Origin of the sequence: Microcoleus sp. S13_C5 (assembly GCF_036700845.1) — a bacterium.
Classification (GTDB): Bacteria; Cyanobacteriota; Cyanobacteriia; order Cyanobacteriales; family Microcoleaceae; genus Microcoleus.
Genome location: NZ_JAUBPR010000051.1, coordinates 17861 through 43220, shown reverse-complemented (window position 1 = coordinate 43220; position 25360 = coordinate 17861). Strand labels below are relative to the sequence as shown.

At 44.9% G+C, this 25360-nt stretch carries 19 protein-coding genes; 9 read left to right on the top strand and 10 right to left on the bottom strand.

Annotated features, from left to right (window positions below):
* The first annotated feature begins 810 nt into the window (after positions 1-810).
* Positions 811-1749 carry a UDP-glucuronic acid decarboxylase family protein gene (locus QUA04_RS15400; protein ID WP_333258200.1) on the top strand — a complete coding sequence of 313 codons (939 nt, stop codon included), beginning with the start codon at positions 811-813 and terminating at the stop codon, positions 1747-1749.
* Positions 1750-1928: 179 nt separating this feature from the next.
* Positions 1929-3317 carry a UDP-glucose/GDP-mannose dehydrogenase family protein gene (locus QUA04_RS15395; protein WP_333258199.1) on the top strand — a complete coding sequence of 463 codons (1389 nt, stop codon included), beginning with the start codon at positions 1929-1931 and terminating at the stop codon, positions 3315-3317.
* 145 nt (positions 3318-3462) lie between these two features.
* Here QUA04_RS15395 and QUA04_RS15390 read toward each other — a convergent pair whose 3' ends face one another.
* Complete coding sequence (locus QUA04_RS15390; RefSeq protein WP_333258198.1) at positions 3463-3933, bottom strand: hypothetical protein; 471 nt, start codon at positions 3931-3933, stop codon at positions 3463-3465.
* Positions 3934-4099: 166 nt separating this feature from the next.
* Between QUA04_RS15390 and QUA04_RS15385 the strand changes: the two genes are divergently transcribed.
* Positions 4100-4318: a helix-turn-helix domain-containing protein gene (locus QUA04_RS15385; RefSeq protein ID WP_006632503.1), complete on the top strand. Its 219-nt coding sequence runs from the start codon at positions 4100-4102 to the stop codon at positions 4316-4318.
* Between the two features lie 125 nt (positions 4319-4443).
* Positions 4444-6627: a polyphosphate kinase 1 gene (gene ppk1, locus QUA04_RS15380; RefSeq protein ID WP_333258197.1), complete on the top strand. Its 2184-nt coding sequence runs from the start codon at positions 4444-4446 to the stop codon at positions 6625-6627.
* A gap of 209 nt (positions 6628-6836) precedes the next feature.
* Here ppk1 and QUA04_RS15375 read toward each other — a convergent pair whose 3' ends face one another.
* Both QUA04_RS15375 and QUA04_RS15370 read right to left on the bottom strand, forming a co-directional pair.
* Complete coding sequence (locus QUA04_RS15375; protein WP_333046052.1) at positions 6837-7007, bottom strand: hypothetical protein; 171 nt, start codon at positions 7005-7007, stop codon at positions 6837-6839.
* A 202-nt stretch (positions 7008-7209) separates the two neighbouring features.
* Positions 7210-7470, bottom strand: a complete 261-nt coding sequence (locus tag QUA04_RS15370; RefSeq protein WP_006632500.1) for a hypothetical protein — start codon at positions 7468-7470, stop codon at positions 7210-7212.
* A gap of 9 nt (positions 7471-7479) precedes the next feature.
* On the opposite strand from QUA04_RS15370, the gene QUA04_RS15365 reads away from it, so the two are divergent.
* From QUA04_RS15365 to QUA04_RS15350, 4 genes are all read left to right on the top strand, one after another.
* A complete protein-coding gene (locus tag QUA04_RS15365; RefSeq protein WP_190657804.1) occupies positions 7480-7626 on the top strand; it encodes a hypothetical protein in 147 nt (48 codons plus the stop codon).
* A gap of 164 nt (positions 7627-7790) precedes the next feature.
* The gene (locus QUA04_RS15360) at positions 7791-8342 is read left to right on the top strand and encodes a DUF2854 domain-containing protein (protein WP_333258196.1); all 552 of its coding nucleotides are present in this window, start codon (positions 7791-7793) and stop codon (positions 8340-8342) included.
* A 211-nt stretch (positions 8343-8553) separates the two neighbouring features.
* Positions 8554-9624, top strand: coding sequence for an FAD-dependent monooxygenase (locus QUA04_RS15355; RefSeq protein ID WP_333258195.1), 1071 nt, complete (start codon positions 8554-8556; stop codon positions 9622-9624).
* Positions 9625-9737: 113 nt separating this feature from the next.
* Positions 9738-10229 carry a DUF3598 family protein gene (locus QUA04_RS15350; RefSeq protein ID WP_333258194.1) on the top strand — a complete coding sequence of 164 codons (492 nt, stop codon included), beginning with the start codon at positions 9738-9740 and terminating at the stop codon, positions 10227-10229.
* 104 nt (positions 10230-10333) lie between these two features.
* On the opposite strand, the gene QUA04_RS15345 is transcribed toward QUA04_RS15350, so the two are convergent.
* Positions 10334-10681 carry a DUF779 domain-containing protein gene (locus tag QUA04_RS15345; protein ID WP_333258193.1) on the bottom strand — a complete coding sequence of 116 codons (348 nt, stop codon included), beginning with the start codon at positions 10679-10681 and terminating at the stop codon, positions 10334-10336.
* 159 nt (positions 10682-10840) lie between these two features.
* Positions 10841-12361 (bottom strand): acetaldehyde dehydrogenase ExaC, encoded by a 1521-nt coding sequence (gene exaC / locus QUA04_RS15340; protein ID WP_333258192.1) that lies wholly within the window; start codon positions 12359-12361, stop codon positions 10841-10843.
* An 802-nt stretch (positions 12362-13163) separates the two neighbouring features.
* On the opposite strand from exaC, the gene QUA04_RS15335 reads away from it, so the two are divergent.
* Positions 13164-14366: a phytochelatin synthase family protein gene (locus QUA04_RS15335; protein WP_333258191.1), complete on the top strand. Its 1203-nt coding sequence runs from the start codon at positions 13164-13166 to the stop codon at positions 14364-14366.
* 217 nt (positions 14367-14583) lie between these two features.
* Here the strand turns inward: QUA04_RS15335 and QUA04_RS15330 are convergent, their stop codons facing one another.
* The 5 genes from QUA04_RS15330 to QUA04_RS15310 all read right to left on the bottom strand — a co-directional run bounded on the left by QUA04_RS15330 (position 14584) and on the right by QUA04_RS15310 (position 25355).
* The gene (locus QUA04_RS15330) at positions 14584-17658 is read right to left on the bottom strand and encodes a WD40 domain-containing protein (RefSeq protein WP_333258190.1); all 3075 of its coding nucleotides are present in this window, start codon (positions 17656-17658) and stop codon (positions 14584-14586) included.
* Between the two features lie 9 nt (positions 17659-17667).
* Entirely contained in the window at positions 17668-17760 is a 93-nt protein-coding gene (locus QUA04_RS15325; RefSeq protein WP_333258189.1) for an AAA-like domain-containing protein, read from the bottom strand.
* 4 nt (positions 17761-17764) lie between these two features.
* Positions 17765-21271, bottom strand: a complete 3507-nt coding sequence (locus tag QUA04_RS15320; RefSeq protein WP_333258188.1) for a WD40 domain-containing protein — start codon at positions 21269-21271, stop codon at positions 17765-17767.
* 36 nt (positions 21272-21307) lie between these two features.
* On the bottom strand, positions 21308-23581 hold the full coding sequence (locus QUA04_RS15315) for an AAA-like domain-containing protein (protein WP_333258187.1): 2274 nt from the start codon (positions 23579-23581) through the stop codon (positions 21308-21310).
* Positions 23582-23996: 415 nt separating this feature from the next.
* Positions 23997-25355 carry a protein kinase domain-containing protein gene (locus QUA04_RS15310; RefSeq protein ID WP_333258186.1) on the bottom strand — a complete coding sequence of 453 codons (1359 nt, stop codon included), beginning with the start codon at positions 25353-25355 and terminating at the stop codon, positions 23997-23999.
* Between the last annotated feature and the right edge of the window lie 5 nt (positions 25356-25360).

Here is a 25360-nt window from a genome sequence, read left to right as displayed (position 1 = left end):
TTCCATGTCACTTAATTTATCAGATTTTCTCCGCTTTTTGGGCTATTTCTCTTCTACCCCCCCCTGAACGGTTACGGCAAAACTATAGTTTTCCCGAGATTATTACCCAATTTTTCTTGTGAGAATTTTTGAATATGTCAATGCAGATGCGCGGCCGGAATGTCCCCATTCAATCCAGAGTCAATTGCATATCCTCGCAGGACGCTTAATGATACAAAGACTGCGAAGTTTATCCTACTCTGCCATCGATTCCGCCTTCGAGACAGCTTTAGCGGCGCGTAACTTTGCTCGATTCTTGAGAAACTGTAAAACTAAAGGCTAGACAATCAACCTGATTTCGTTCTGGCTGCAATCTCCAGAAATTACAATTGAACGGGTGCAACTCAGAGTTGAAAGTGGCGGACATTCTATTCCCGAAATCGACATAATTTTTCTCATATTGCTTTTGAGATAAATCGACCCTTGTTTTTTCAAATAAGCCCGTGAAGCGCAGCTATCCCCTAGGACATCGCCCAACCTCAGACCGAAGTCATCAAATAACCAATAACCACTAACAAATAAAAGAACTAATGTCAAGAGTGTTTTTTCGGAAATATTGAAACTTACATAAAAATTGCTACTGACATTTGCGAATTATAGCACTTTGTTCAAAGTATTTGACAATGCTAAGTTAATTAAAGATTTTATAAAAGTGACGCATAAGTCTTTACATTGTCGATCGCAATTTTGTTATTCTATTAGAAAGTTTCATTCGAGCGACTGAATTTTTGTACTCCAGTCCTACCCCTAAACAGAACGGCAGTTTCCACAATGAGAATTTTAGTCACAGGCGGTGCGGGTTTCCTCGGTTCCCACCTAATCGATCGCTTAATGGCCCAAGGACACGAGGTAGTCTGCCTGGATAACTTTTACACCGGGACTAAACGCAATATCCTCAAATGGCTGGACAACCCGTATTTTGAGTTGATCCGCCACGACATCACGGAACCGATTCGGTTAGAGGTAGATCAGATTTACCATCTGGCTTGTCCCGCTTCCCCTCTACACTATCAGTACAACCCTGTCAAGACAATTAAAACAAATGTCATCGGCACGATGAATATGTTGGGATTGGCCAAACGGGTAAAAGCAAGATTCTTTCTCGCTTCCACTTCCGAAGTGTACGGAGATCCTGACGTACATCCACAAACAGAAGATTATCGTGGCAACGTTAATTGTATCGGAATTCGCAGTTGCTATGACGAAGGGAAGCGAGTAGCTGAAACCTTATCTTTTGATTACCATCGGCAAAATGGGGTAGACATTCGAGTTGTACGAATCTTCAATACCTACGGCCCCCGGATGTTGGAAAATGACGGCAGAGTAGTGAGCAATTTTATTGCTCAAGCTTTGCGAAACCAACCGCTGACTGTATACGGCGACGGTTCCCAAACACGTAGTTTTTGCTACGTTTCTGATTTGGTGGAAGGATTTATTCGTTTGATGAATAGCGACCAAATCGGGCCGATGAATTTGGGAAATCCCGGCGAATACACTATATTGGAACTGGCACAAAAAATTCAAAACACAATTAATCCAGGGGCAGAAATTATCTTTAAACCGCTGCCGGAAGACGATCCAAAACAGAGACAACCGGATATTACTCGTGCTAAAACTTGGTTGGGGTGGGAGCCAACTGTGCCGCTGGATAAAGGTTTAGAGTTGACTGTAAAGGATTTTCGCGATCGCATCGAGGGAAACCAAAAGTAGAGAGGGCCGATGGGTAGGGGCAAACCCCCCCCTGGTTGGCCCAGAGATGGGTAGGGGCAAACCCCCCGTGGCTGCCTTCTAGGGGTAGGCACGGGGGCGCTACTCCTACAAGATATTTTTCCTTCTTCCTTCTTCCTTCGTTTTCATCTGATTTATTTACTAGCTTTGAGGAGATTTCTATGCACGTTTGCGTCATCGGTACAGGATACGTTGGCTTAGTCACCGGCACTTGCTTGGCCCACATCGGCCACCACGTCATTTGCGTAGACAACAACGAAGAAAAAGTTAAATTAATGAAGTCTGGACATTCGCCAATTTTTGAGCCGGGACTGTCTGAATTAATGTCTTCTGCATCTGAATCTGGCAATCTAGAATTTACTTCGGATTTGGCCGCCGGAGTGGCTCACGGGGACATTTTATTCATTGCCGTGGGGACGCCTCCTTTGCCTACTGGGGAAAGCGATACTCGCTACGTGGAAGCGGTTGCTCGCGGAATTGGAACTCACCTCGACGGCGATTACAAAGTAATCGTAAACAAATCGACAGTGCCCATCGGTTCGGGGGATTGGGTGCGAAGAATTGTACTAGACGGTTTAGCAGAACGTCAAAAACCTCAAAGCGGTGAGGGTGTTACTGGTGAGGAAGTAGCAGCAAAAAAAGGTGTTCAATTTGATGTGGTTAGCAACCCGGAATTTTTGCGCGAGGGCTGTGCTGTTTTCGATACTTTTAATCCCGATCGCATTGTTCTCGGCAGCAACTCTCGGCGGGCTATGGATATGATGCTACAGTTATACCGGCCGATTGTCGATCGCAAGTTCGCAGAAAATCCGTCTTTGCCAGAGGTTCCTGTGGTGATGACTGATATCAGTTCAGCGGAGATGATTAAGTACGCAGCTAATGCTTTTTTGGCTACGAAGATTAGCTTTATTAATGAAGTTGCTAATATTTGCGATCGCGTCGGTGCAGATGTTAGTCAAGTTGCCCGAGGTATCGGTTTAGATTCACGAATTGGCAACAAGTTTCTGCAAGCTGGCATCGGTTGGGGCGGTTCTTGTTTCCCCAAAGATGTCTCAGCTTTAGTTCACACTGCTGACGATTACGGCTACGAGGCGCATTTGCTGAAAGCGGCGGTGGAAGTTAACGAACGCCAGCGGTTGATTGCTATTGAAAAGTTGCAACAAGTTTTAAAGATTCTCAAAGGTAAAACAGTCGGACTTTTGGGTTTAACTTTCAAGCCGGATACTGACGATTTGCGGGATGCTCCGGCGCTGAATTTAATCGAGAATTTGAATCGGTTGGGAGCGAAAGTTAAAGCTTACGATCCGATTGTTTCTCAAACTGGGATGCGTCACGGTTTGTCGGGAGTTTTGGTAGAAACTGACCCGGAAAGGTTGGCAGACGGTTGCGATGCTTTGGTATTGGTGACTGACTGGGAACAGTTTCGCAATTTAGATTACGATAAAATGGCGAAGTTGATGAATCATCCGGTGATGATTGATGGCCGCAATTTCTTAGACAAGAAGGCTTTAGAAGCGGCTGGTTTCCAATATGTGGGGATTGGAAGGTAAAGAAGAGTTTTGAGTAGAACCTCTATCCCGTAGGGTGCGCCGAAGCGCACCTTACAAACGAGCATTTCTAAGCAGTACGATGCGCCGAACAACACCTTACATTTGCTGGCTACCAACAATTGCGGGTTGAGTCGCCCCGCGTGCTTTAAAAATTTTCCATCAACGTTTTTTCTTGAGCGTAAACATCTCGTAGCTGTTGCAGCGCTGAGGCAGAAATTACCGATTTAACTGTAGCTACTAATTTACCCCACTCAAGCAAGCTGTCAACTGAAACAGCCGTTTTGAAGTTGTACGTATAGAATTTAGTCCAAAATTCTGGTGCTTGTGTCCGTTTCCAGCGTTTGTACCATGTGACAAAATCTTGAGCACAGGGCGGTTTTACTTCTAAGATTGGGGGGAAATCGGCGTAACTGACAAATCGACTGAGGCCTTTGGCATGAACGTACACCACGTTGTGGCAGCATTCGATCCGGTATATCTGTTCGGGTGATATGTTGAACAGGAGTGCTACTGTTTCTTCGGTGACAAATCTCGATCGCGGATTGACGATCGACGATTTGTGAATAATTTTTGATGCGCCGATCGCTGACGATCTTAGCTGATTTTCTGATATCATTGTAGTTGCATCTGGTGGTAGTAGGTAAATCTATCTCTGCTAAGTGCGATCGACAGAAATTATCTGTCGGGATTAATTTTAACTGGCGATCGTCTTTAGTTGGCAGACCGGGGGCGATCGCTTTTTGATATATTATACTAAATCCAAAATTTTGTAAATAGTGAATATGAGCAAAGGCTTAGTCAGATTGCGGGTTCGAGAGTTGGCTGCCGAGAAGGGATGGACGCTCAAAGAGGTTGCGGAGCGATCGGGCGTGGGCTACAGTACGATTAGCAATTATGCCCGTTCTCAGGGTATGGCAATGGTTGACTTTGCAGCAGTCCACAAGTTGGCTCGAACTTTTGATGTGATGATTGAGGATTTCGTGGTAATTCTCGAAAAATAGTTGAAGGTTTTGCTTAAATTCAATGTTTGAGCGATCGACCAAAAGCAGATGCGAACAAATAGTTTAACCTGCGATACTAATTCACAGATGCGATCAACAGAGCCTCCCAAAGACTCCCCCAAACCATGCCCAAGCCAAAAAAGACCCCCGCCAAAACCTACACTGAAATCAACCTCAGCGACCCCCAATACTACTTCAACCGAGAACAAAGCTGGCTAGAATTCAACAACCGCGTGCTCCACGAAGCCCTCGACCCCCGCACGCCCCTCCTAGAAAGACTCAAATTTCTCGCTATTTTTAGCTCCAACCTAGACGAATATTTTATGGTGCGCGTGGGCGCCCTCAAACAACAAGTACACGCAAAAGTCAGCAAATTAACCTCCGACGGCAGCACGCCTCAACAACAGCTAGATGCCCTTAACAAGCGGCTTTTGCCGATGGTTTCTCAACAACACGCCTACTTTGAGCAAACCCTGCGGCCGAAACTAGCAGCAAGCGAAATCTACATTCTCGACTACATTGACCTCAATCAAGAACAGCGCAATTACTTGCACCGCTACTTCAAAGAACAAGTATTTCCCGTACTCACTCCCCTCGCAGTTGACCCCAGTCACCCATTCCCCTACCTTTCCAATCTCAGCCTCAATTTAGCAGTAGTAGTCAGGGACCCCGACACGCGGGAAGAATTATTTGCCCGCGTCAAAGTACCGCAGGTTTTGCCGAGGTTTTTGCCGCTGCCGGGGGATTTGCAGTGGCAGCAGAGGGGCAAATCTCCAGTTTGGACTGGCGTGCCCCTAGAACAGGTGATTGCCCACAATTTAGAAACTTTGTTTCCGGGGATGGACGTAGAGGAATATCACCCGTTCCGCATTACTCGCAATTCCGATTTGACAGTGGAGGAAGATGAGGCGGAGGATTTGCTGCTGGCAATAGAACAGGAACTCCGCAAGCGCCGGTTTGGAGGTTCTGCGGTGCGGATGGAAATTCAAGCGATTATGCCGCCTGCGCTGCGAGATATGCTGATGGAGGAGCTGGATCTCGGTGAGCAAGATGTTTACGTCGTAGAGGGGCTGCTAGGCCTCAAGGATTTGATGTCTTTTGTGGGGCTGCCAGTGCCGGAACTGAAAGACCCGCCTTGGACTCCGGTTGTGCCTCCCCGTTTGCGGAACTCGGAATCACCAATGATTTTAGGCAAATCGATGTTGGATGCTGAGGATGGTCAGGATATTTTCACCGCCATCCGGCAGGGGGATTTGATGCTGCACCATCCTTATCACTCGTTTGCGGCGACGGTACAGCGGTTTATTACTGAGGCGGCGCACGATCGCTCCGTCTTAGCGATTAAGATGACTTTATACCGCACTTCAGGAGATTCGCCGATCGTCAGCGCCTTAATTCAAGCAGCGGAAAACGGCAAGCAGGTAGCCGTTTTAGTAGAGCTCAAAGCTAGGTTTGACGAAGAAAATAATATTAATTGGGCTCGCAAGTTAGAACAAGCGGGAGTCCACGTAGTTTACGGTTTGGTGGGACTCAAAACCCACACCAAAATTGTGATGGTAGTGCGTCGTGAGGACGGGTACATCCGCCGCTATGTCCACATCGGCACTGGCAATTACAATCCCAAAACAGCCGGACTGTATACAGATGTGGGTTTGTTGAGTTGTCGCGAGGATTTGGGATCGGATTTGACGGATTTGTTTAATTATTTGACTGGTTATTCGCGGCAGGTATCTTATCGCAAATTATTGGTGGCACCGGTCAATATGCGCGATCGATTTTTAGCTTTAATCCGCCGCGAGGCAGAATTCTGCCGCTTGCACACCGAAAACGGCATCGGTAGCTGTGGTCGCATTGTCGCTAAAATGAACGCTTTAGTTGACCCTCAAATCATTGTTGCTTTGTACGAAGCTTCGCAAGCGGGAGTTAAAATTGATTTGATTATTCGGGGGATTTGCTGTTTGCGCCCCGGCGTTGAGGGTGTTAGCGAAAATATCCGAGTTATCAGTATTATCGGCCGCTTTTTAGAGCATTCTCGGATGTTTTATTTTTTCAACGGTGGCGACGAAGAGGTGTATATTGGTTCTGCTGACTGGATGCAGCGCAATCTCACAAGACGGGTTGAGGCGATCGTTCAGGTGGAAGACCCGACAATTGCCAAGGAATTACAAGAAATTTTGGGGGTAATGCTGGCTGACAACCGCCAAGCTTGGGATTTGCAGCCGGGAGGACACTACTCTCAACGACGACCACCTGCTAATTGCCCGGAAGTGAGTTCTCAGCAAATTTTGATGGATATGGTAATGAATTAGTCATTAGTCAGTTGTCAGTTGTCAGTTGTCAAATTTGCAGTTAGGAGTGGTCTGTTCTTGTTAGCTATTAAGCTGTACTGTCTTTAATTTTTACTTTTTGGGCTGGATATTCGGCCCACCCTACAAGATTTTTACTAACATAACTATCCAAATTAAATGCGCGACAACTAATGACCACTGACAACTAATGACTAATGACTATTGACTACTTAACTGTTAAAAGTCCGCTTGAATTCTTCTAAGAGATCATCAATTTCTTCGATCGCCTGACTCACATCTATTCTCAGGGCTCCCAAGTCCGATCGATCTAACAGCCGCACGAGGGATTCCCGCTTGCTCTCGATCTGTGCTACGCGCTCTTTGATTGTTTGTGCATCCATGGTTTTTTGCCTTTGCTACTATTAACAAAAATATTTGACATTCCCCCCTGCGAACAGACGGAGATTCTTAATTCACCGACATACCTTTTTGGGCAAATCCTTCACTGTTTTTATATGGGAAGTGATGAACCTGCTCAGGGTTTTTGAGTCTGTGTTATAGTTTGATTGTACATCAAAACCTCAGCCAAACTCCAGCCACATTTTAGCGTAAAAAAGGCGGACGTTTGGTATCTGCGGGTTTATTTTTCATCATTCCAGCTAAAAATCGCTTCAGGGCTTTCTCACGGTTTTTCATAAAAGCAGCCCAAAATCCCGGTTGATATTCATCCATCGTCTTGGCTAGGGCCCAGACATCGATCGCTAAGATATTATAAAGCCTTTCATCTTCACGTTTGAGCGAGTTAATCTGCTCCAGAACCGCCTTGTTTGCTCCAGCAGTTTGTTTGTCTTCGTCTTTAATCATGTCCGAAAAATGGTTGAAAGGGCAAGAGTGTCGATCGCGATCGCCACTCTGTATACTTTGATGATACTGCCGATCTCGATTGCCTTCTGGAACCAACGCCGCGCAATTAACACGGATATTTACCGATGGCGCGCCCGGGCGAGTCCGGCTGGATAAGCTTCTGAAGCTAGAGACAAGACTGTGGATGCACACCGCTCCCGCGCTCATAGATGCTAGCAGTTTTTGCAGGTCTTTTGGCAAAAAAACTAAATTTATTCAAGACTTTTTGACAGATAATAATTAAAGTATATTATTTCTGTCGGACTACTTACCTCACTAATATGTTACGCAAAATTTCTTTAGCAAACCTAGCCTTAGTTGTTGGCGGTATTATAGCAGCAGTCGGGTTTGGAGCCTACTTCACAGACAGACCTACCCTGAACCTAGCCGGTTTTTTTTATGGAATTCCGCTGTTGCTGGGAGGTTTGGCTCTGAAAGCCGCCGAACTCGAACCAGTGGAGTTCACCGAACCTACCTCTGCTGAAGTTCTCCTCCTGCGAGAAAGTCAGGCGACAGATACTCAAAACCAAGTCCGCAAAGATGTCACCCGATTTCGCTACGGCCAACCCGCGCACTTAGATGATGCTTTGGAGCGCTTGGGCTTGGCCCCGACAGACGAGGAACGGCCCCTCCTGCAAGGGTTGCGGGAAGTTGATGTTGACGGTGCTTATGGGTTAATTTTAGAGTTTTATTCGCCACTACTGCCGATCGACTTATGGGAAGAAAAGCAAGAAAAAATAGCTACTTTTTTTGGGCCTGGTTTGCGCGCACAAGTGACTCAAAAGGCTGGTGACAAAATTGAATTGGCTCTAATTAAAAATACTCAAGCTTAAAGTATTCTGAAGTTTTGAGTTCGTAAATTTTGAAGTTGCCAATTAATAATTAATCCTGCATCAGCCCAGATACTGATTTTAGCGGCAGCTTCAAACCTGTCGCTATCAACAAAAACTAAATCCGCAATTGAGCGATCGCCCCAATTGGATTTTCCTTAATTACAATAGTGGTTGAGAACCGATCGGCAATCTTACATCAGGAGAAGCACAAATGGTTTCGTCCCAAAGCAGGATAGGTATTATCGGCGCAGGAACATCAGGATCTTACCTGGCAATTCTCCTGATTCAACAAGGGTTTCAAGTTGACTTGTTTGAAAAAGCACCCCATCCACGCACCGATGGCTGTGGTATCCTGATCGTGCAAGCAGGTATGGAAGCGCTGCATAAAGGAAACCCTGAAATTAGCCAGAAAATTATTAACTCAGGCGATCCGGTTAAATTATTCGAGTTTCGCAACCTCCGTGGCGGTGTCATCAATTCTGAACCCGTCACCTATCAGGAAAATGAACTCCCAGGAATGCTGGTACACCGCAAAGCTATTCTAGAAGCACTCCTCGACGAGTTACCCACTGAGTGTATTCATTTTAATGCGGAATTAGCATCGATCGCCCAAACCGACCACAGTGCGATCGCCCACTTCAAAGATGGCCGTAAATGGGAAGGCGATCTTTTAATTGGTGCCGATGGAATCGTCTCAAAAGTTCGTCAATATATAGTTCCAGGCGTTGAACTCTTCTATTTAGGCGATATCGTCTGGCGAGGAATTGTCGAAGATCAAAGCTTCTGTCCAGAAGGAAACTTTTTTGTTTATGTACGCGGTAGGGGAATTTATGCCAACTTCTTTCACATAGGCGGAAGTCGCACTCATTGGGGTTTCTTTATTGAAAAAGACCGCACAGAGTCTGAAATCGGGAAACTACAACCTAATAATATTACCATTCCTCCCCAAGAACTAGCAAAACTCCCAGAGGATGCGCGAAAAGTGATTGAATCAACCCCTGTGGAAAATATTGTCTGTCGTTTTTCCTATGACATTGACCCCCTACCAAAAATCTATGATGGTCGTGTTATCTTAATTGGAGATGCGGCCCACGCCAAAAGTTCCACACGTGCTAGAGGAATGACTTCCGGTTGGGAAGATGGTTTGTGTTTAGCACAACATCTCAGAGATAGTGCTAATATTGCTGAAGCGCTGGAAAATTTTCAAGCCGAAAGATTACCTATTGTGCACGAATATCAACGCACTAGCCGTGAAATGAGTTTGAAAATAGGCCGTCGTTAGCCCAATTAACAATCATCAATATACCGAGATACCAGACTTGGTGAAGAAATCGGATATGTCAGAAAAAAGCATTTTACTCGATCGCGTTTTGTAAAAAAACAGGAGGCCAATCAATGAGTAACGATTTTGTGATTGATCGAGATACCCTCAGCCCTCTCCACCCTCCGGATTTAGAGAAAGTTCCTGAAATTTTCACCCGTCATCTTGGCACTTGGAAAGGCAAATTCATTAAGACTGATACTCGCGGACATTTTTCTCGCAGCTTTTTGGGTAGTTTTACCATCTGGATTGAAGGAAGTCACTACCGACAAGTCAATAATTATGAATACTCAGATGGTTCTAGCCTCCAGTTAAATTTTGAAGGTGAATTTGAAAATCGGATACTGAAATTGTATTCTACCAGTTACTCCGATTTTTCGGCACTAGTGTGGGATGCAGGACAGGAAGTTATTTGTTTTCGTGCCAATAAAACTCAAGATAACGCACTGATTACTTTTGTAGAAACAATGACATTACTAAGCGAAAATCAGCGAGTTCGTAGCACTCAAGTCTTTAACAATGGGATTTTTGATGGTATTTCCTTTATTGAGGAAATGCGTTTGTAGTCGAAGCAACAACTGCATCTTTTTCTTTCTCTTCCTTCCCGTTCTTAGCGCCTTCGCGGTTCAGTGAATCCTACTCCCTAAGCGAGCGTACTTAAAAAAACAGGTTAATCAGCATTAACAAACAAGCGAGAACGAGTAATAAAACGCTTTCCATCCGGCCCTTCCAGGGAAAAATCGCTGCCTCCTGGTCCCGATGCCACGTCTATAATTAACTGCGTGTGCTGCCAATATTTGTATTGCTGCGCTGCAATATAAAAGGGACAACCGCCTATTTCGCCCAGCAATACGTCACCATCACCGATTATCAATTCGCCATCGGGAAAGCACATGGGAGAACTACCGTCGCAGCAGCCGCCGGATTGGTGAAACATCAATTCTCCGTGCTGAGCTTTGAGATGGCTAATTAATTTTAAAGCAGCTTCTGTTGCGGTGACTTTTGCGATCGTTTCCATTGCAGTCTCTTTGTGTAGCAATTTTATTTCGTTTTTGAATGAGATTTTTTTTAAAGGAACCGCAGAGGGCGCAGAGAAGGAGAGGAAAGAGAGAAAGAAGGAGTTCACGAATCATTGAAGTTTGTCCTTCTTCCTTTTTCCTTACCAATGACTAAAACCTTAGAAAAAGCCTAAAGCTTTGGGGCTGTAACTTACCAACAAATTCTTAGTTTGCTGGTAGTGATCTAACATCATTTTGTGATTTTCGCGACCAATACCAGATGATTTGTAGCCGCCGAATGCTGCGTGGGCGGGATACAAATGATAGCAGTTTGTCCACACGCGGCCTGCTTGAACGGCGCGGCCCATGCGGTAGGCCGTGTTGATGTCGCGAGTCCAAACTCCTGCACCTAAACCGTATAGGGTATCGTTGGCAATTTCTAATGCTTCGGCTTCGTCTTTGAAGGTGGTGACTGCTAATACTGGGCCGAAGATTTCTTCTTGGAAAATTCGCATTTGGTTGTTTCCTTTGAAGACTGTTGGCTGGAAATAATACCCGTCTTGCAAGTCGCCGGATAAGATGTTTCTTTCGCCACCAATCAGGCATTCTGCGCCTTCGGCGTGACCGATTTTGACGTATTCGGCGATTTTTTCCATCTGGTTGATGGAGACTTGCGCGCCGAGGGCGGTTGTCGGATCTAAGGGGTTGTCTTGTTTGATTTGGCGGATGCGATCGATCGCCCTTTCCATGAATCGATCGTAGATTGACTCCTGAATTAAGGCGCGGGAGGGACAGGTACACACTTCGCCTTGGTTGAAGGCGAACATCACAAATCCTTCGACTGCTTTGTCGAGGAATTCGTCGTCTTGGGCGCAGACATCTTCAAAGAAAATGTTGGGGGATTTGCCACCTAATTCTAGGGTGACGGGGATGACATTTTGGGAGGCGTATTGCATGATTAGCCTGCCGGTGGTGGTTTCGCCGGTGAAGGCGACTTTGGCAATCCGGGGACTGGTGGCGAGGGTTTTGCCGATTTCGGCGCCTGGCCCGTTAATGACGTTGATTACGCCGTCTGGTACTAAGTCGGCGATGATTTCCATCAGTACCAAGATTGAGGCGGGGGTGGGGCCTGCTGGTTTGAGGACGACGCAGTTTCCGGCGGCGAGGGCTGGGGCGAGTTTCCAGGCGGCCATTAATATCGGGAAGTTCCAGGGGATGATTTGTCCGATGACGCCTAGGGGTTCGTGGAAGTGGTAGGCGACGGTGGTTCCGTCGAGTTCGCCGATCGACCCTTCTTGAGCTCGGATGCAGCTTGCGAAGTAGCGGAAATGGTCGATCGCCAGTGGTATGTCTGCGAGGCGGGTTTCGCGAATTGGTTTACCGTTGTCCCAGGTTTCGGCGATGGCGAGGCGATCGAGGTTTTCTTCGATGCGATCGGCAATTTTGTGTAAAACCCGCGCCCTCTCGGCTGGGGAAGTCTTACCCCACTTGTCTTTCGCAGCGTGGGCGGCATCAAGTGCCAATTCTACATCTTCGGCGGTCGATCGGGGGATTTGACAAATTGATTTTCCTGTAATTGGAGACAGGTTTTCCGAGTATTTCCCTTTCACCGGTGGCACCCACTTGCCACCGATAAAGTTGTCGTAGCGAGTTTGAAAAATCGACTGACTGCCGGATTGAACAGGTGCTGCTACTACCATTTTATTACCTGATTAAAATTTGTTTTCGCGGAGGCTTGAAATCTCTTGAGCATCAACTATCGTCTATTTTCCGCAACTTCGGTCAGTTCATATACAAAATTTTACATTTGTTAAATATTTGGCAGTCACTGTATGGGCGGGTTCACCCACAATCTCAGGCTAAAACCAACAATCTCAAAAACCCGCTCCCACCCAACGGTAAATACTATTAATTAACTGTGATGCAGCGGAAGTTATATCCGAAATTTAGTACCTTTACCAGGTAGCAAAAAACACTTTAACTCTCCTTTTTGCTGCTCTACAATTATCCGATAGCTGAGAGTAATTATTGACGAAATGGCTGGTTATGCCAACCAACAAGGGAGCAGAACGTGGCGCTGTGAGATATTTGCTAATTGCCATGTCGTTATCAGCCACCTCAAGATAAATCTCCTGAGTATCGACACCTCAGTGCCAATCCAAATCACCGGCTTAAATTTGATTGATTGCAACTATTACAACTCTTGAACCGACTCTTATAAAACATCGCTGGTGTGATTGAGGCTATTCAGAAAAGTTTGATTGATCTGAGCTGCATACCGCTCAATCTGTGGCAAATTGCCGAATTATTTCATCACCTTGATGCCTAGCCATCCCTCGCAAATAATCACGTTTTTTAAATTTGCACCCCGAAAGTCAAACCTTCGCAGCGTTTTATTGCTAAAATTGCAAAAAATAGTAAATAAGTGCATTCATCATTATCCATGTGAAGATATTGAATAATATTTATTAGCACCATAAGCAATAAGGGTTAAAACACTCAATGTCTGATCAAGGGTTTTATCGTCGTTCACTCCCCGATTCTGCTATTGCCTTTTCCTCCATAGAGGGAAAGCAAATATTTCGAGAAGCGTTGGCATTGGGAGGTATGGAAGGGTATTTTGCTCTAGCGGAACAGTTTCATACTCAAGCAGAACCCGCTTTTTGTGGATTGGGTAGTTTAGTTGTTGTTCTTAATGCCTTATCCATCGATCCGGGTCGCATTTGGAAAGGGGTGTGGAGATGGTATGGAGAGGAATTTTTAGACTGTTGCTTACCTCTTTCAGTCATTAAAGAAAACGGTATCACCTTTGATGAGTTTGTCTGTATCGCACGTTGCAACGGTGCTGTTGTAAAACCTAACCGTTACCACCAAAGCAGCTTGGAAAACTTTCGGCAAGCAGTTGAGAAAGTGACTACGGCGTCAGGTGATATTCATCTAGTTGTTTCCTACAGCCGAAAGGTATTGGGACAAACGGGTGATGGTCACTTCTCACCTATTGGTGGTTATCATCCAAAGCGGGATCTAGTTCTTCTACTGGATGTTGCCCGTTTCAAATATCCACCTCACTGGGTTTCTCTGCCTTTGTTATGGCAAGCGTTTGAACCTCTCGATCCCGTCACTAATCAATGTCGAGGTTATATTTTATTGCAGAAGAGTGAAAGGTTGCCAGAAACCTTCTTTCATGTTGCTTGTGATTTACATCAGTGGCGTAGTGTTGCTCCTTACTTTGCAGAAATACTCCCAGACATTCTGAGAAAAGAGCAACCTGATTCAATTGCTTCATTTGTCAGTACCATTCTGCACCATTTGCCTGTTGAGTTCACAAGTATGGTGCATACTTCGTCAGAGACGACAGAGACACTTGAGAAATTACGGGCAGCTATTGAGTTAAATTCACTGTTTGATATTGTTCACCAATGCTTGTCAAGCGATGACTCGGATGCAATGTCTGTTGTAGGGAAGTGGCCGCAACAGCCATTCGTAGCAGAGATAATAACAGCAATATTACTCTCCTGTCCCGAAACGCTCTATGCAAATCTCAAACCCGAGTTACGACTGTGGTTTAGTGAGGTTCGCCACCTTGAGAAACTACTCCCTCCCTTGGATGTAGAGATATCTAGATTGAGAGAACAAATGTCAGCACTCCAGGAGTTTTACACTTTATATTCCAAGGGACATCAGTGCAATATCCCTCAGAGTTAGCACCTACCGCCTTTTGAACTCCCCAAACCTCGATTAACTACAAAAGTGAAAATTCAACAGAAAGATTTAATAATCCGATGCTGGTGCCGGTTGTGGAGGAAGATTCGGCGCAGCGAAATATTAGGGTTGTGACTGAGGAATGGACAACGGAAAAAGTGGAAGTAGTGGTAAAAAAATGTAGCGAAAATCTGGCTTGCTGGCTGTTTTTGCCTAAATCTTATTTGATTGGCTCTTGGCTAAGGTAATCAGCACACATCTGTTTATCCTCTGCTGTTGCTTTCGGATTGGTTCTGAGATAATCACTAATCCAGTTGCAGCCTAATGCCATTAGTTTATCAACATCCCAAATCCATAGTTTGATGGTTTTGTCACGGCTTGCAGAAGCCAAAGTTTTGCCATCGGGACTAAAGGCGACGCTCCAAACCTCATTGCTATGTCCGGTGAGAGTAGCGATGGGTTTTTGGGTTTGCAGGTGCCACAATTTGATGGTGTTGTCACGGCTTGCAGAAGCTAAAGTCAAGCCATCGGGACTAAAGGCGACGCTCCAAACCGGATTGCTATGCCCGGTGAGGGTAGCGATAAGTTTTTGGGTTTGCAGGTGCCACAATTTGATGGTGTTGTCACGGCTTGCAGAAGCCAAAGTCAAGCCATCGGAACTAAAGGCGACGCTATAGACCGGATTGCTATGCCCGGTGAAGGTAGCGATGGGTTTTTGGGTGTGCAGGTGCCACAGTTTGATGGTGTTGTCACGGCTTGCAGAAGCCAAAGTTTTGCCATCGGGACTAAAGGCGACGCTCAAAACATAATTGCTATGCCCGGTGAGGGTAGCGATGGGTTCTTGGCTTTCCAGGTGCCACAGTTTGATGGTCTTGTCGCTGCTTGCAGAAGCCAAAGTTTTGCCATCGGGACTAAAGGCGACGCTCAAAACAGAATTGCTATGCCCGGTGAGGGTAGCGATAGGTTTTTGCGTTTGCAGATGCCACAGTTTGATGGTGTGGTCATCGCTTGCAGAAGCCAAAGTTTTGCCATCGGGACTAAAGGCGACGCTATATACCTGATCGCTATGCCCGGTGAGTGTGGTGACCTCTGTTTGGCTTTCCAGGTGCCACAGTTTGAGGGTGTTGTCAAAGCTTGCAGAAGCCAAAGTTTTGCCATCGGGACTAAAGGCGACGCTCAAAACCTCATTGCTATGCCCGGTGAGGGTAGCGACGGGTTTTTGGCTTTCCAGGTGCCACAGTTTGATGGTGTTGTCAAAGCTTGCAGAAGCCAAAGTTTTGCCATCGGGACTAAAGGCGACGCTCAAAACAGAATTGCTGTGCCCGGTGAGGGTAGCGATGGGTTTTTGGCTTTCTAGGTTCCACAGTTTGATGGTGTTGTCACGGCTTGCAGAAGCCAAAGTCTTTCCATCTGGACTAAAGGCGACGCTCAAGACCGAATTGCTATGCCCTCTGAGGGTAGCGATGGGTTTTTGGCTTTCTAGGTTCCACATTTTGAGGGTGTTGTCAGTGCTTGCAGAAGCCAAAGTCTTTCCATCGGGACTAAAGGCGACGCTATAGACCGAATTGCTATGCCCTCTGAGGATAGCGATGGGTTTTTGGCTTTCTAGGTTCCACAGTTTGAGGGTGTGGTCACTGCTTGCAGAAGCAAATGTCTTGCCATCGGGACTAAAGGCGACGCTTCTGACCGAATTGCTATGCCCTTCCAAATAATTGCGCTCTTTTACTGCGGACACTGCTTGTTGCAGCGCAGCTATCATTCGTCCTCTAATATGTTTTGTCGTCTCGGCTGAAGAATCTAGTTGTTTGAATGCTTGCCCTGCCTTTAATGCTTCCAACAGTGCTGGGAATATCTGTCCTGAACGAAATGATTCATTAGAAAAAGCCGTTTCCTGGATGACATTTGCTAAATTCTGGGCTTGAGTGACTTTATAGGTGGCCAATTGCTCTGCTTTAATTAGCGTCTGATTCGCTTGAGTCAAAATTTTATTCGCTTGTCTCTGTGCTTCTAACTCTCGTTCAACTTCCCGTTGTTGTACTTCCCGGCTGGCATTTAAAAACTGATAATCCAAATCGCTCAAACTTTTATCTGCTGCCCAATTTTGAGCATCGTGCAAGGCTTGACCCCGCAACAGTCGCGATTCATCTTGACAATCAGAATCTATCCAAGCTTTAAAACTTTCGCTGTAAGGGCGCAGTTCCGCTAATTGTTTTTCCACCCAATCTAGGTTAAAAACCGATTGATAAATTTGATTATAAACTTTAAGTTTGCCAGACTGCTTAACTACCAACCCAGTTAATCTCAGTTCCATTTGTTCGGGACTATCATCAGTTGCTATTTCCTTGTGCTGCAAAATTTGCTGATATAGTCCCAATAACCTACTGGCACGCTGTTCGCTGCGTAAAATGCGATCGCGAATCGTCTTCAAGTGTTCCGGTTCATCCTGTCCTTCCCAATTATCAATCACTTTTTGTCGGACTAATTTTTCTACCCACTCAGCGGGATTTTGAATGGGTGTAGAGTTGGCACTATCGAGCAGTAACTTACAAAGTTTTTGTGTTAAAAATGGCTGTCCACCCGTCCAATATAAGATTGCTTCTAATAATGATTGCGATTTTTTTCCTTGAGTTTCTAAGCCGACTGCCAAAGGTTGGGCTTCTGCTAATTGAAACCCGGTTAACTCTATTCCTCGACCAATATTAAACGGAGTGCGTCGCTTGTCTTGAATTAAATCTGAGGGAGTTGCTACCCCTAACATCGTAAATGTTAATCGACCATAGTCGGGTTTGTCGGCTCGATTATTATAGCAATCACGAATTACAGCAAAAAAATCTTCTATTTTAAAATTTAAGCTGATTAAGCTGTCCGATTCATCGACAAAAATTACTATATTTGCTGAAATATTTTTGAGTAATACTTCTTCAATGAATTTACTAAATCGTTTAACATTCGATAGTAATCTATTCTGCTCCCACCATTCATCTAAATCAAAAACGTCATACAAATCTAATCGGCTGACGATGCTATCGATCACACCTGCATACCACTCTTCTGGCGTAATATCTGAGGTGCCAATTTCTGTGATATCAATACTACTACAGGCGATTCCCTCTGCTTGTAACCGCTGCATTGTCCGCACTCGCAGGGATGATTTTCCCATTTGTCGGGAATTAAGAACATAGCAGAATTCTCCGGCTTTTAAAGCTTGATAAAGTTCTTCATCCGCCTTTCGAGTGACATAAGTTGGGGCGTTTGCAGGCAGGCTACCTCCAACTTGATATTGATAATCTTTCATAGGTCATTGTTAATTCATAGACCGATCTAAGGTAATTCTACCCTTGGCAACTTGGTAGAGAGCAACTCGCACTAAATAAGGATGACCACCCACCGTTTCCATTAAGTCACAAATCTCTTGATTTGACCAATTTAATCAGTGTCGATTCACTAAATCTGTTACCTGTCTCTGATTTGATTGACTCTTGGCTAAGGTAATCAGCACACATCTGTTTATCCTCTTCTGTTACTTTCGGGTTGGTTCTAAGATAATCGCTAATCCAATTGCAACCTAATGCCATTAGTTTATCGAAATCCCAAATCCACAGTTTGATGGTTTTGTCACTGCTTGCAGAAGCTAATGTCTTGCCATCTGGACTAAAGACGACGCTAATGACCGAATTGCTATGCCCGGTGAGGGTAGCGATGGGTTTTTGGCTTTGCAGGTGCCACAGTTTGATGGTCTTGTCATGGCTGGCGGAAGCCAAAGTTTTGCCATCGGGACTAAAGATGACGCTATTGACCCAACTACTATGACCGATGAGGGTAGCGATGGGTTTTTGGCTTTGCAGGTTCCACAGTTTGATGGTCTTGTCCTCGCTGGCGGAAACCAAAGTTTTGCCATCGGGACTAAAGGCGATGCCCCAGACCGTACAGTGATGGCCAGTGAGGGTAGCGATGGGTGTTTGGCTTTCCAGATTCCACAGTTTGATGGTCATGTCATCGGCGGAAGCCAAAATTTTGCCATCAGGACTAAAGGCGAGGCTTCTGACCGTACTGCGATGGCCGGTGAAGGTAGCGATGGCTGTTTGGCTTTGTAGGTGCCAAAGTTTGATGGTCGTGTCCTCGCTGGCGGAAGCCAAGGTTTTGCCATCGGGACTAAAGGCAACGCTATTGACCCAACTGCGATGACCGATGAGGGTAGCGATGGGTTTTTGGGTTTCCAGGTGCCACAGTTTGATAGTCTTGTCATCGCTGGCGGAAGCCAAGGTTTTGCCATCGGGACTAAAGGCAACGCTATTGACCCAACTGCTATGGTGAGTGAGAGTAGCGATTTTTTGGTTTTGCAGATGCCATAGTTTGATGGTCTTGTCCTCGCTGGCGGAAGCCAAAGTTTTGCCATCAGGACTAAAGGCGACGCTTCTGACCGTACTGCGATGACCGGTGAGGGTAGCGATGGGTTTTTGGCTTTGTAGGTGCCACAGTTTGATGGTCGTGTCATCGCTGGCGGAAGCCAAGGTTTTGCCATCGGGACTAAAGGCGACGCTATTGACCCAACTGCGATGACCGGTGAGGGTAGCGATGGGTTTTTGGCTTTCCAGATTCCAAAGTTTGATGGTCATGTCCTCGCTGGCAGAAGCTAATGTCTTGCCATCTGGACTAAAGGCGACGCTTCTGACCGTACTGCGATGACCGGTGAGGGTAGCGATGGGTTTTTGGCTTTCCAGATTCCAAAGTTTGATGGTCGTGTCATCGCTGGCGGAAGCCAAAATTTTGCCATCAGGACTAAAGGCGACGCTTCTGACCGTACTGCGATGGCCGGTGAAGGTAGCGATGGCTGTTTGGCTTTGTACGTGCCACAGTTTGATGGTCTTGTCCTCGCTGGCGGAAACCAAAGTTTTGCCATCGGGACTAAAGGCGATGCCCCAGACCGTACAGTGATGGCCAGTGAGGGTAGCGATGGGTGTTTGGCTTTCCAGATTCCACAGTTTGATGGTCATGTCATCGGCGGAAGCCAAAATTTTGCCATCAGGACTAAAGGCGAGGCTTCTGACCGTACTGCGATGGCCGGTGAAGGTAGCGATGGCTGTTTGGCTTTGTAGGTGCCAAAGTTTGATGGTCGTGTCCTCGCTGGCGGAAGCCAAGGTTTTGCCATCGGGACTAAAGGCAACGCTATTGACCCAACTGCGATGACCGATGAGGGTAGCGATGGGTTTTTGGGTTTCCAGGTGCCACAGTTTGATAGTCTTGTCACTGCTTGCAGAAGCCAAAGTCAAGCCATCTGGACTAAAGGCGACGCTTCTGACAGAAATGCTATGCCCTTCCAAACTATTGCGCTCTTTGACTTCGGAAACGGCTTGTTGCAGTGCAGCTATTACTTGCGCTTTCATGTCTTTTGTAGTCTCGGCTGAAGCATCTAGTTGTTTGAATGCGTCCGCTGCCTTCAATGTTTCTAACAATGCTTGAAATGTCTGTCCTGAACGAAATGATTCATTAGAAAAAGCAGTTTCCTGAATTACATTTGCTAAATTCTTGGCTTGAGTTACCTCATACATAGCAAATTCTTTTGCTTTCCTTAGCGTCTCATTTGCCTCTTTTAAAATTTTATTCGCTTGTCTCTGGGCTTCTAACTCTCGTTCAACTTCCCGTTGTTGGACTTCCCGACTGGCATTTAAAAACTGATAATCCAAATCGCTCAAACTTTTATCGGCTGCCCAAGTTTGAGCATCTTGCAAGGCTTGACCCCGCAACAGTCGCGATTCATCTTGGCAATCAGACTCTATCCAAGCTTTAAAACTTTCGCTATAAGGGCGGAGATTCGCTAATTGCTTTTCCACCCAATCTAGGTTGAAAACCGATTGATAAATCCGGTTATAAACTTTAAGTTTGCCAGACTGCTTAACCACCAATCCAGTTAATCGTAGTTCCATTTGTTCGGGACTATCATCAGTCGCTATTTCATGGTGCTGCAAAATTTGCTGATATAGTCCCAATAACCTACTTGCCCGTTGTTCGCTGCGTAAAATGCGATCGCGAATCGTCTTTAAATGCTCTGGTTCATCCTGCCCTTCCCAATACTCAATCACCTTTTCTCGAACTAAATTTTCTACCCACTCAGCGGGATATTGCATGGATGCAGAGTTGGCATGATTGAGTAGCAATTTACAAACTTTTTGCGTTAAAAACGGCTGTCCACCAGTCCAATATAACACCGCTTCTAACAAGGATTGTGAATTTTCTGCTTGACTCTCTAACCCAATTGCCAAAGGTTGGGCTTCTGCTAATTGAAACCCCGTTAACTCTATCCCTCGACCAATATTAAAAGGAGTGCGTCGCTTGTCTTGAATTAAATCTGATGGAGTTGCCACCCCTAACATCGTAAATGTTAATCGACGATACTCGGGTTGATCCGCTCGATTATTATAGCAATCACGAATCACAGCAAAAAAATCTTCTATTTTAAAATTCAAGCTGATTAAGCTGTCCGACTCATCGACAAAAATTACTATATTTTCTGATATATTATTGAGTAATACTTCTTCAATAAATTTACTAAATCGTTTAACATTCGATAGTAATCTGTTCTGATCCCACCATTCATCTAAATCAAAAACGTCATACAAATCTAATCGGCTGACGATGCTATCGATCACACCTGCATACCACTCTTCTGGCGTAATATCTGAGGTGCCAATTTCTGTGATATCAATACTACTACAGGCGATTCCCTCTGCTTGTAACCGCTGCATTGTCCGCACTCGCAGGGATGATTTTCCCATTTGTCGGGAATTAAGAACATAGCAAAATTCTCCGGCTTTTAAAGCTTGATAAAGTTCTTCATCTGCCTTTCGAGTGACATAAGTTGGGGCGTTTGCAGGAAGGCTACCTCCAACTTGATATTGATAATCTTTCATAGGTCATTGTTAGTTCAGAGGTGGAAAATCCGAGAATCAAGGAATCAATTTGTACAGCCGTACAGGTTCAGAAATTCCCTTTAACTGTTGCATTCCTAAGTCAATCACATTTAAAGATAAATGGGTTTTAACGACTTGATAAACTGTCTCAGAAATACAGATTCCACCTGAATCTGCTTTCCCTTCTAAACGAGCCGCTAAATTTACACCAGCCCCTCTGATATCATTATTAAAAGAGAATATTTCCCCCAAGTGAATACCAATGCGATGTTGGAGGACATGACTCGGAGGTAAGGTTGTAGCAGCTTGGGCGAGACTTCGTTGTATTTCTAGCGCACAGGCAACTGCTTTTACGGCACTTTCGGGAAAGCAAATTAATAAACCATCGCCCATTTCTTTCAGGACTTTGCCTTGATGTTTAGCGCAAATGCCTCGGATGATGTTGAAATCTCGATTCACTAATTCTAGTGTCAGCTTTTGGTTGGCAACTGATAAAGCGGTGGAATTAACTACATCAGAAAAAATAATAGCTGCTAAATTACTCTCTAGCAAGCTTGATTGGTTATTAGGTGGTTGCACAGCAGTCATATTCGCTCGGGGAGAGGCTAGGCGATGGCTAAAATATTGACGATACAAACCACACAATGGCATTACAGCATTTCCCTGAAATTTGATCAACCCCATGCTTCGCAATTTAAAAGCCTCTCCGGTGTGAATCTCTACAGGTTGTTCGCTGTTAATCACTTGTCTAATTGTTACTGCTAGTTCTGCATCTGTTTCCAAGTTAACTAAATGCCGTCGTAAATGATCGTAGTAAGGGCCTTCTTCAGTAGGAGCGACTTTTAGCAAGCTATCTAAGGTAATTCTCCCTCTGGCAACTTGGTAGAGAGCAACTCGAACTAAATAAGGATGACCGCCCACCATTTCCATCAGGTCACAAATCTCTTGATTTGACCAATTTAATTGGTGTCGATTCACTAAATCTTTTACCTGTCTCTGATTGAGTTCAGGTAACTCTATGGGCAATCCCACGTTAAATGGCGATTGATTAATATTGAGAGGGATATAAACTTCTTGAGAGTGAGAAATGACTAACCTCAGCTTTTTCCAAATTTCCTCATTTTTTCCCCGCTCGTGCCAAGCTCGTAATAATCCAAAGAAGTCGGTGGCTATTTCGGAATGCTCAAAAATGCGATCGACTTCATCTAACCCTAAAACAAGAGGCCGATCGCTGTCAGATAGTAGATAGCGTTGGAAATACTTCGTAGTTTTATTTTTACTGCCGAGAACACCTTTCCAATATTCTCCTAACCTATCTTCTAAATTTAATTCATTGGTAATCTCACCACAAAACCACTGCAACAACTCATCAAGATGGCTAAGAAAACTGCCATCAGCCCATTGAAAGTTTAAATACGCTGTTTGATATCCCTTTTCCTTGGCGTGGTATAAAATTCGCTGCACTAAGGAAGTTTTTCCCATTTGCCGGGGAGCTTTAATTCGGATTAAAGCTCCGGGTTTTAGAATAGTTTGGTAGCAGTCCAATTCAATGGGAGGACGGTCAATATATAGGGGTGAATCTAAACTAACAGAACCTTCTGGGTTATCTAAATTGAGAAGAGAAACGGGAGGTGCGGCGATCGATCGCGCATTTGGCACCACAGGCGACAACTCCTCAACGATATCGCTACCAGAAGTATCGCGCGATGGATCTGCATCCAACTCAGAAAAATCTGACTTTTTCTTTAATACCGGAGTAAGTTCTTCGGGAATACCAGCCATGCTGATGCTAACGCAACCCAACTTGTAGGCAAATTCGATCGACTCCCCCGCCGCCAAGGTATCGTAAAAACCTACAGCAAATTCTCGTGCGGCGTTATCTCCCACCGTTTGCTTCATGCCGATCACGTATGGAATGTGACGTGCGATCGCAGCCGCTTGCACTTCTGAATAGCAAGCGTTGAGTATGACGCACTCCACGTACTCCTTAAACGCCTCAAACAAAGCTGCCAAAGCTTTGGCATTTACCAGCTTAATCTGCCCCATATCATCTTCTAGGGCTAAACCCCCTTCTCCTGCACCATGCCCGGAGAAATGCACAATCTCTGGTTTATAATCTAATATGGCTCGCTGCATTTCTCTGGGTGTCACCGCCCACTGTTGCTCAAGTTGGAACTTGTCGGCCTTTTTAGAGCGTTGCAACCCCTCTGCAATTTCCTTCGCCTCTTTCTGTAAGTCCACAGGGGTGGTATTTTTGGGGTTGGCTGCCAAAAACAGGATAGTTTTTTTATTTCGAGTAGAAATACTCATCAATCGAACCTTCACGCTTAGGAGATACTGGAGCTTAAGGACACTACCCCACTCAGGGCGAGATATTTCTTGCCTTGACGGTATTTAAGCACAAACATCTTTATTTTTGTTGAGCGGTAAACTGGCAGAAACGATCGCCCTGATTCAAGCATAACCAATCGAAAAGGCGATCGCGACTCTCAACTAATCTTTTAGCTACGTATTCAAGAAGTGCGATCGCCTTCCCCTTTTGCAGTCCTATTTCATAAATATCGAGATTCTTTATAGTTTTATTCTCATGCCAGAGCCAGGATTTTTTGATGATTATTATTGCCTAAGTTAGTACATAAAATCTTCTATACTTCCGCATTTATTTAATCCACGCACTCAGAAAAGAAACGGTTTTTTTATCAACTCTGTGGATAACAACAATGATTTATTTTAGTTTACTTAAACAATCACTCAATTCTCTTACCAACCATTCTTTCTCAGCTTGTGGCAAAAATAAGCCAAAACAATAGTTACGCGGCTTGGCGCGAATCCCGCAAAAAGTAATCGATTTTTTGAGCAATGGCAGATGAATTCCCCTCAACTTTACCCGCTGGATATCTTGAGGACGGATTTGAATTGGTCTAGTGAATTGACGATAATCAGTCCAACACAAGCACCTACACAACCATATCAAAGCATAAAATAGGGTAAATGTTGTTATAGCCAGGATCGATATCAAGAAAAATTGTAAGGATAATATACTTAGCCAGTAAGTTGTAGTGTATTCACCCAAGCTAAATAGAAAAAATCCCAGAATCAAAGAGAATGGAAGTAAAAATTTATAACTCAGATGAATGAACTGGAAAAACCACTTGAGTTTGCTAGGTGAACGATCGGGGTGTATCTTGATTAATAACCACCGTTTAGTGTCAATTAAAGTAATTCGGGCTTGGGGCGATCGCTGAAACATTTTGTCGGGATTAATCCCCCTTGGTTGTTCCCCTCGCAGCGCTGATAAAGCATCTTTTGCTGAGTGAAATCTATCTTCAATTGCGGGTTCAGTTATCTTCTCTAGCCAGTCGGCAAACTCTGTAGAAATAGAGACGAGCTCGCGGAATTTTACCTTCAGCTTTTCTCTGGGTAAATCCGATGGAAATTTCTGGGTTAACAGGAAAAGTAGTGTGGTTCCTAATCCATACAAATCTGTTGATAATACAGCTTTTCCTCGGAATTGTTCTGGAGCCATGTAACCGTAGGTTCCGACAACGGTACTGCCTCCAGTAACGGTATGGTGGTAAGTATTTTGAACTGCGCCAAAATCCACTAGGAAAACTCGCCCATTTTTTTGCAGAATAATATTTTGAGGTTTAATATCTCGGTGGATCGCAGCAGGTAACAGCGATTGCAGGTAAGCTAGAATTTCTAGCAATTGATAGGCGATATGACGCACTTGATCTTCACTTGGTTTCCAGCCATTTTCTATCAACTGTGCGAGAGACTTTCCCGGTGCGAGTTGTTGGGCGATATAAAAACAACGATCTTGGGAAGTATCAACTTGAAAGTAGTCAATGTAGTGAGGAATTCCCGGATGATTCAATCCCGATAAAGTTTTTGCTTCTCGTTCAAATAACTCGATTTTCTTCCATTCAGTTGTCAGACGCAGGGATAAAGCTTTGAGTGCAACTTTTTGATTGCTGTTTAAATCTACAGCAGCATAGGTGATTCCAACTCCACCCTGTCCTAATTTGCCGAGAATGCGATATCTTTCAGCAATGATTTTTTCCGATCGTTGTAGTGTTTCCATATTTT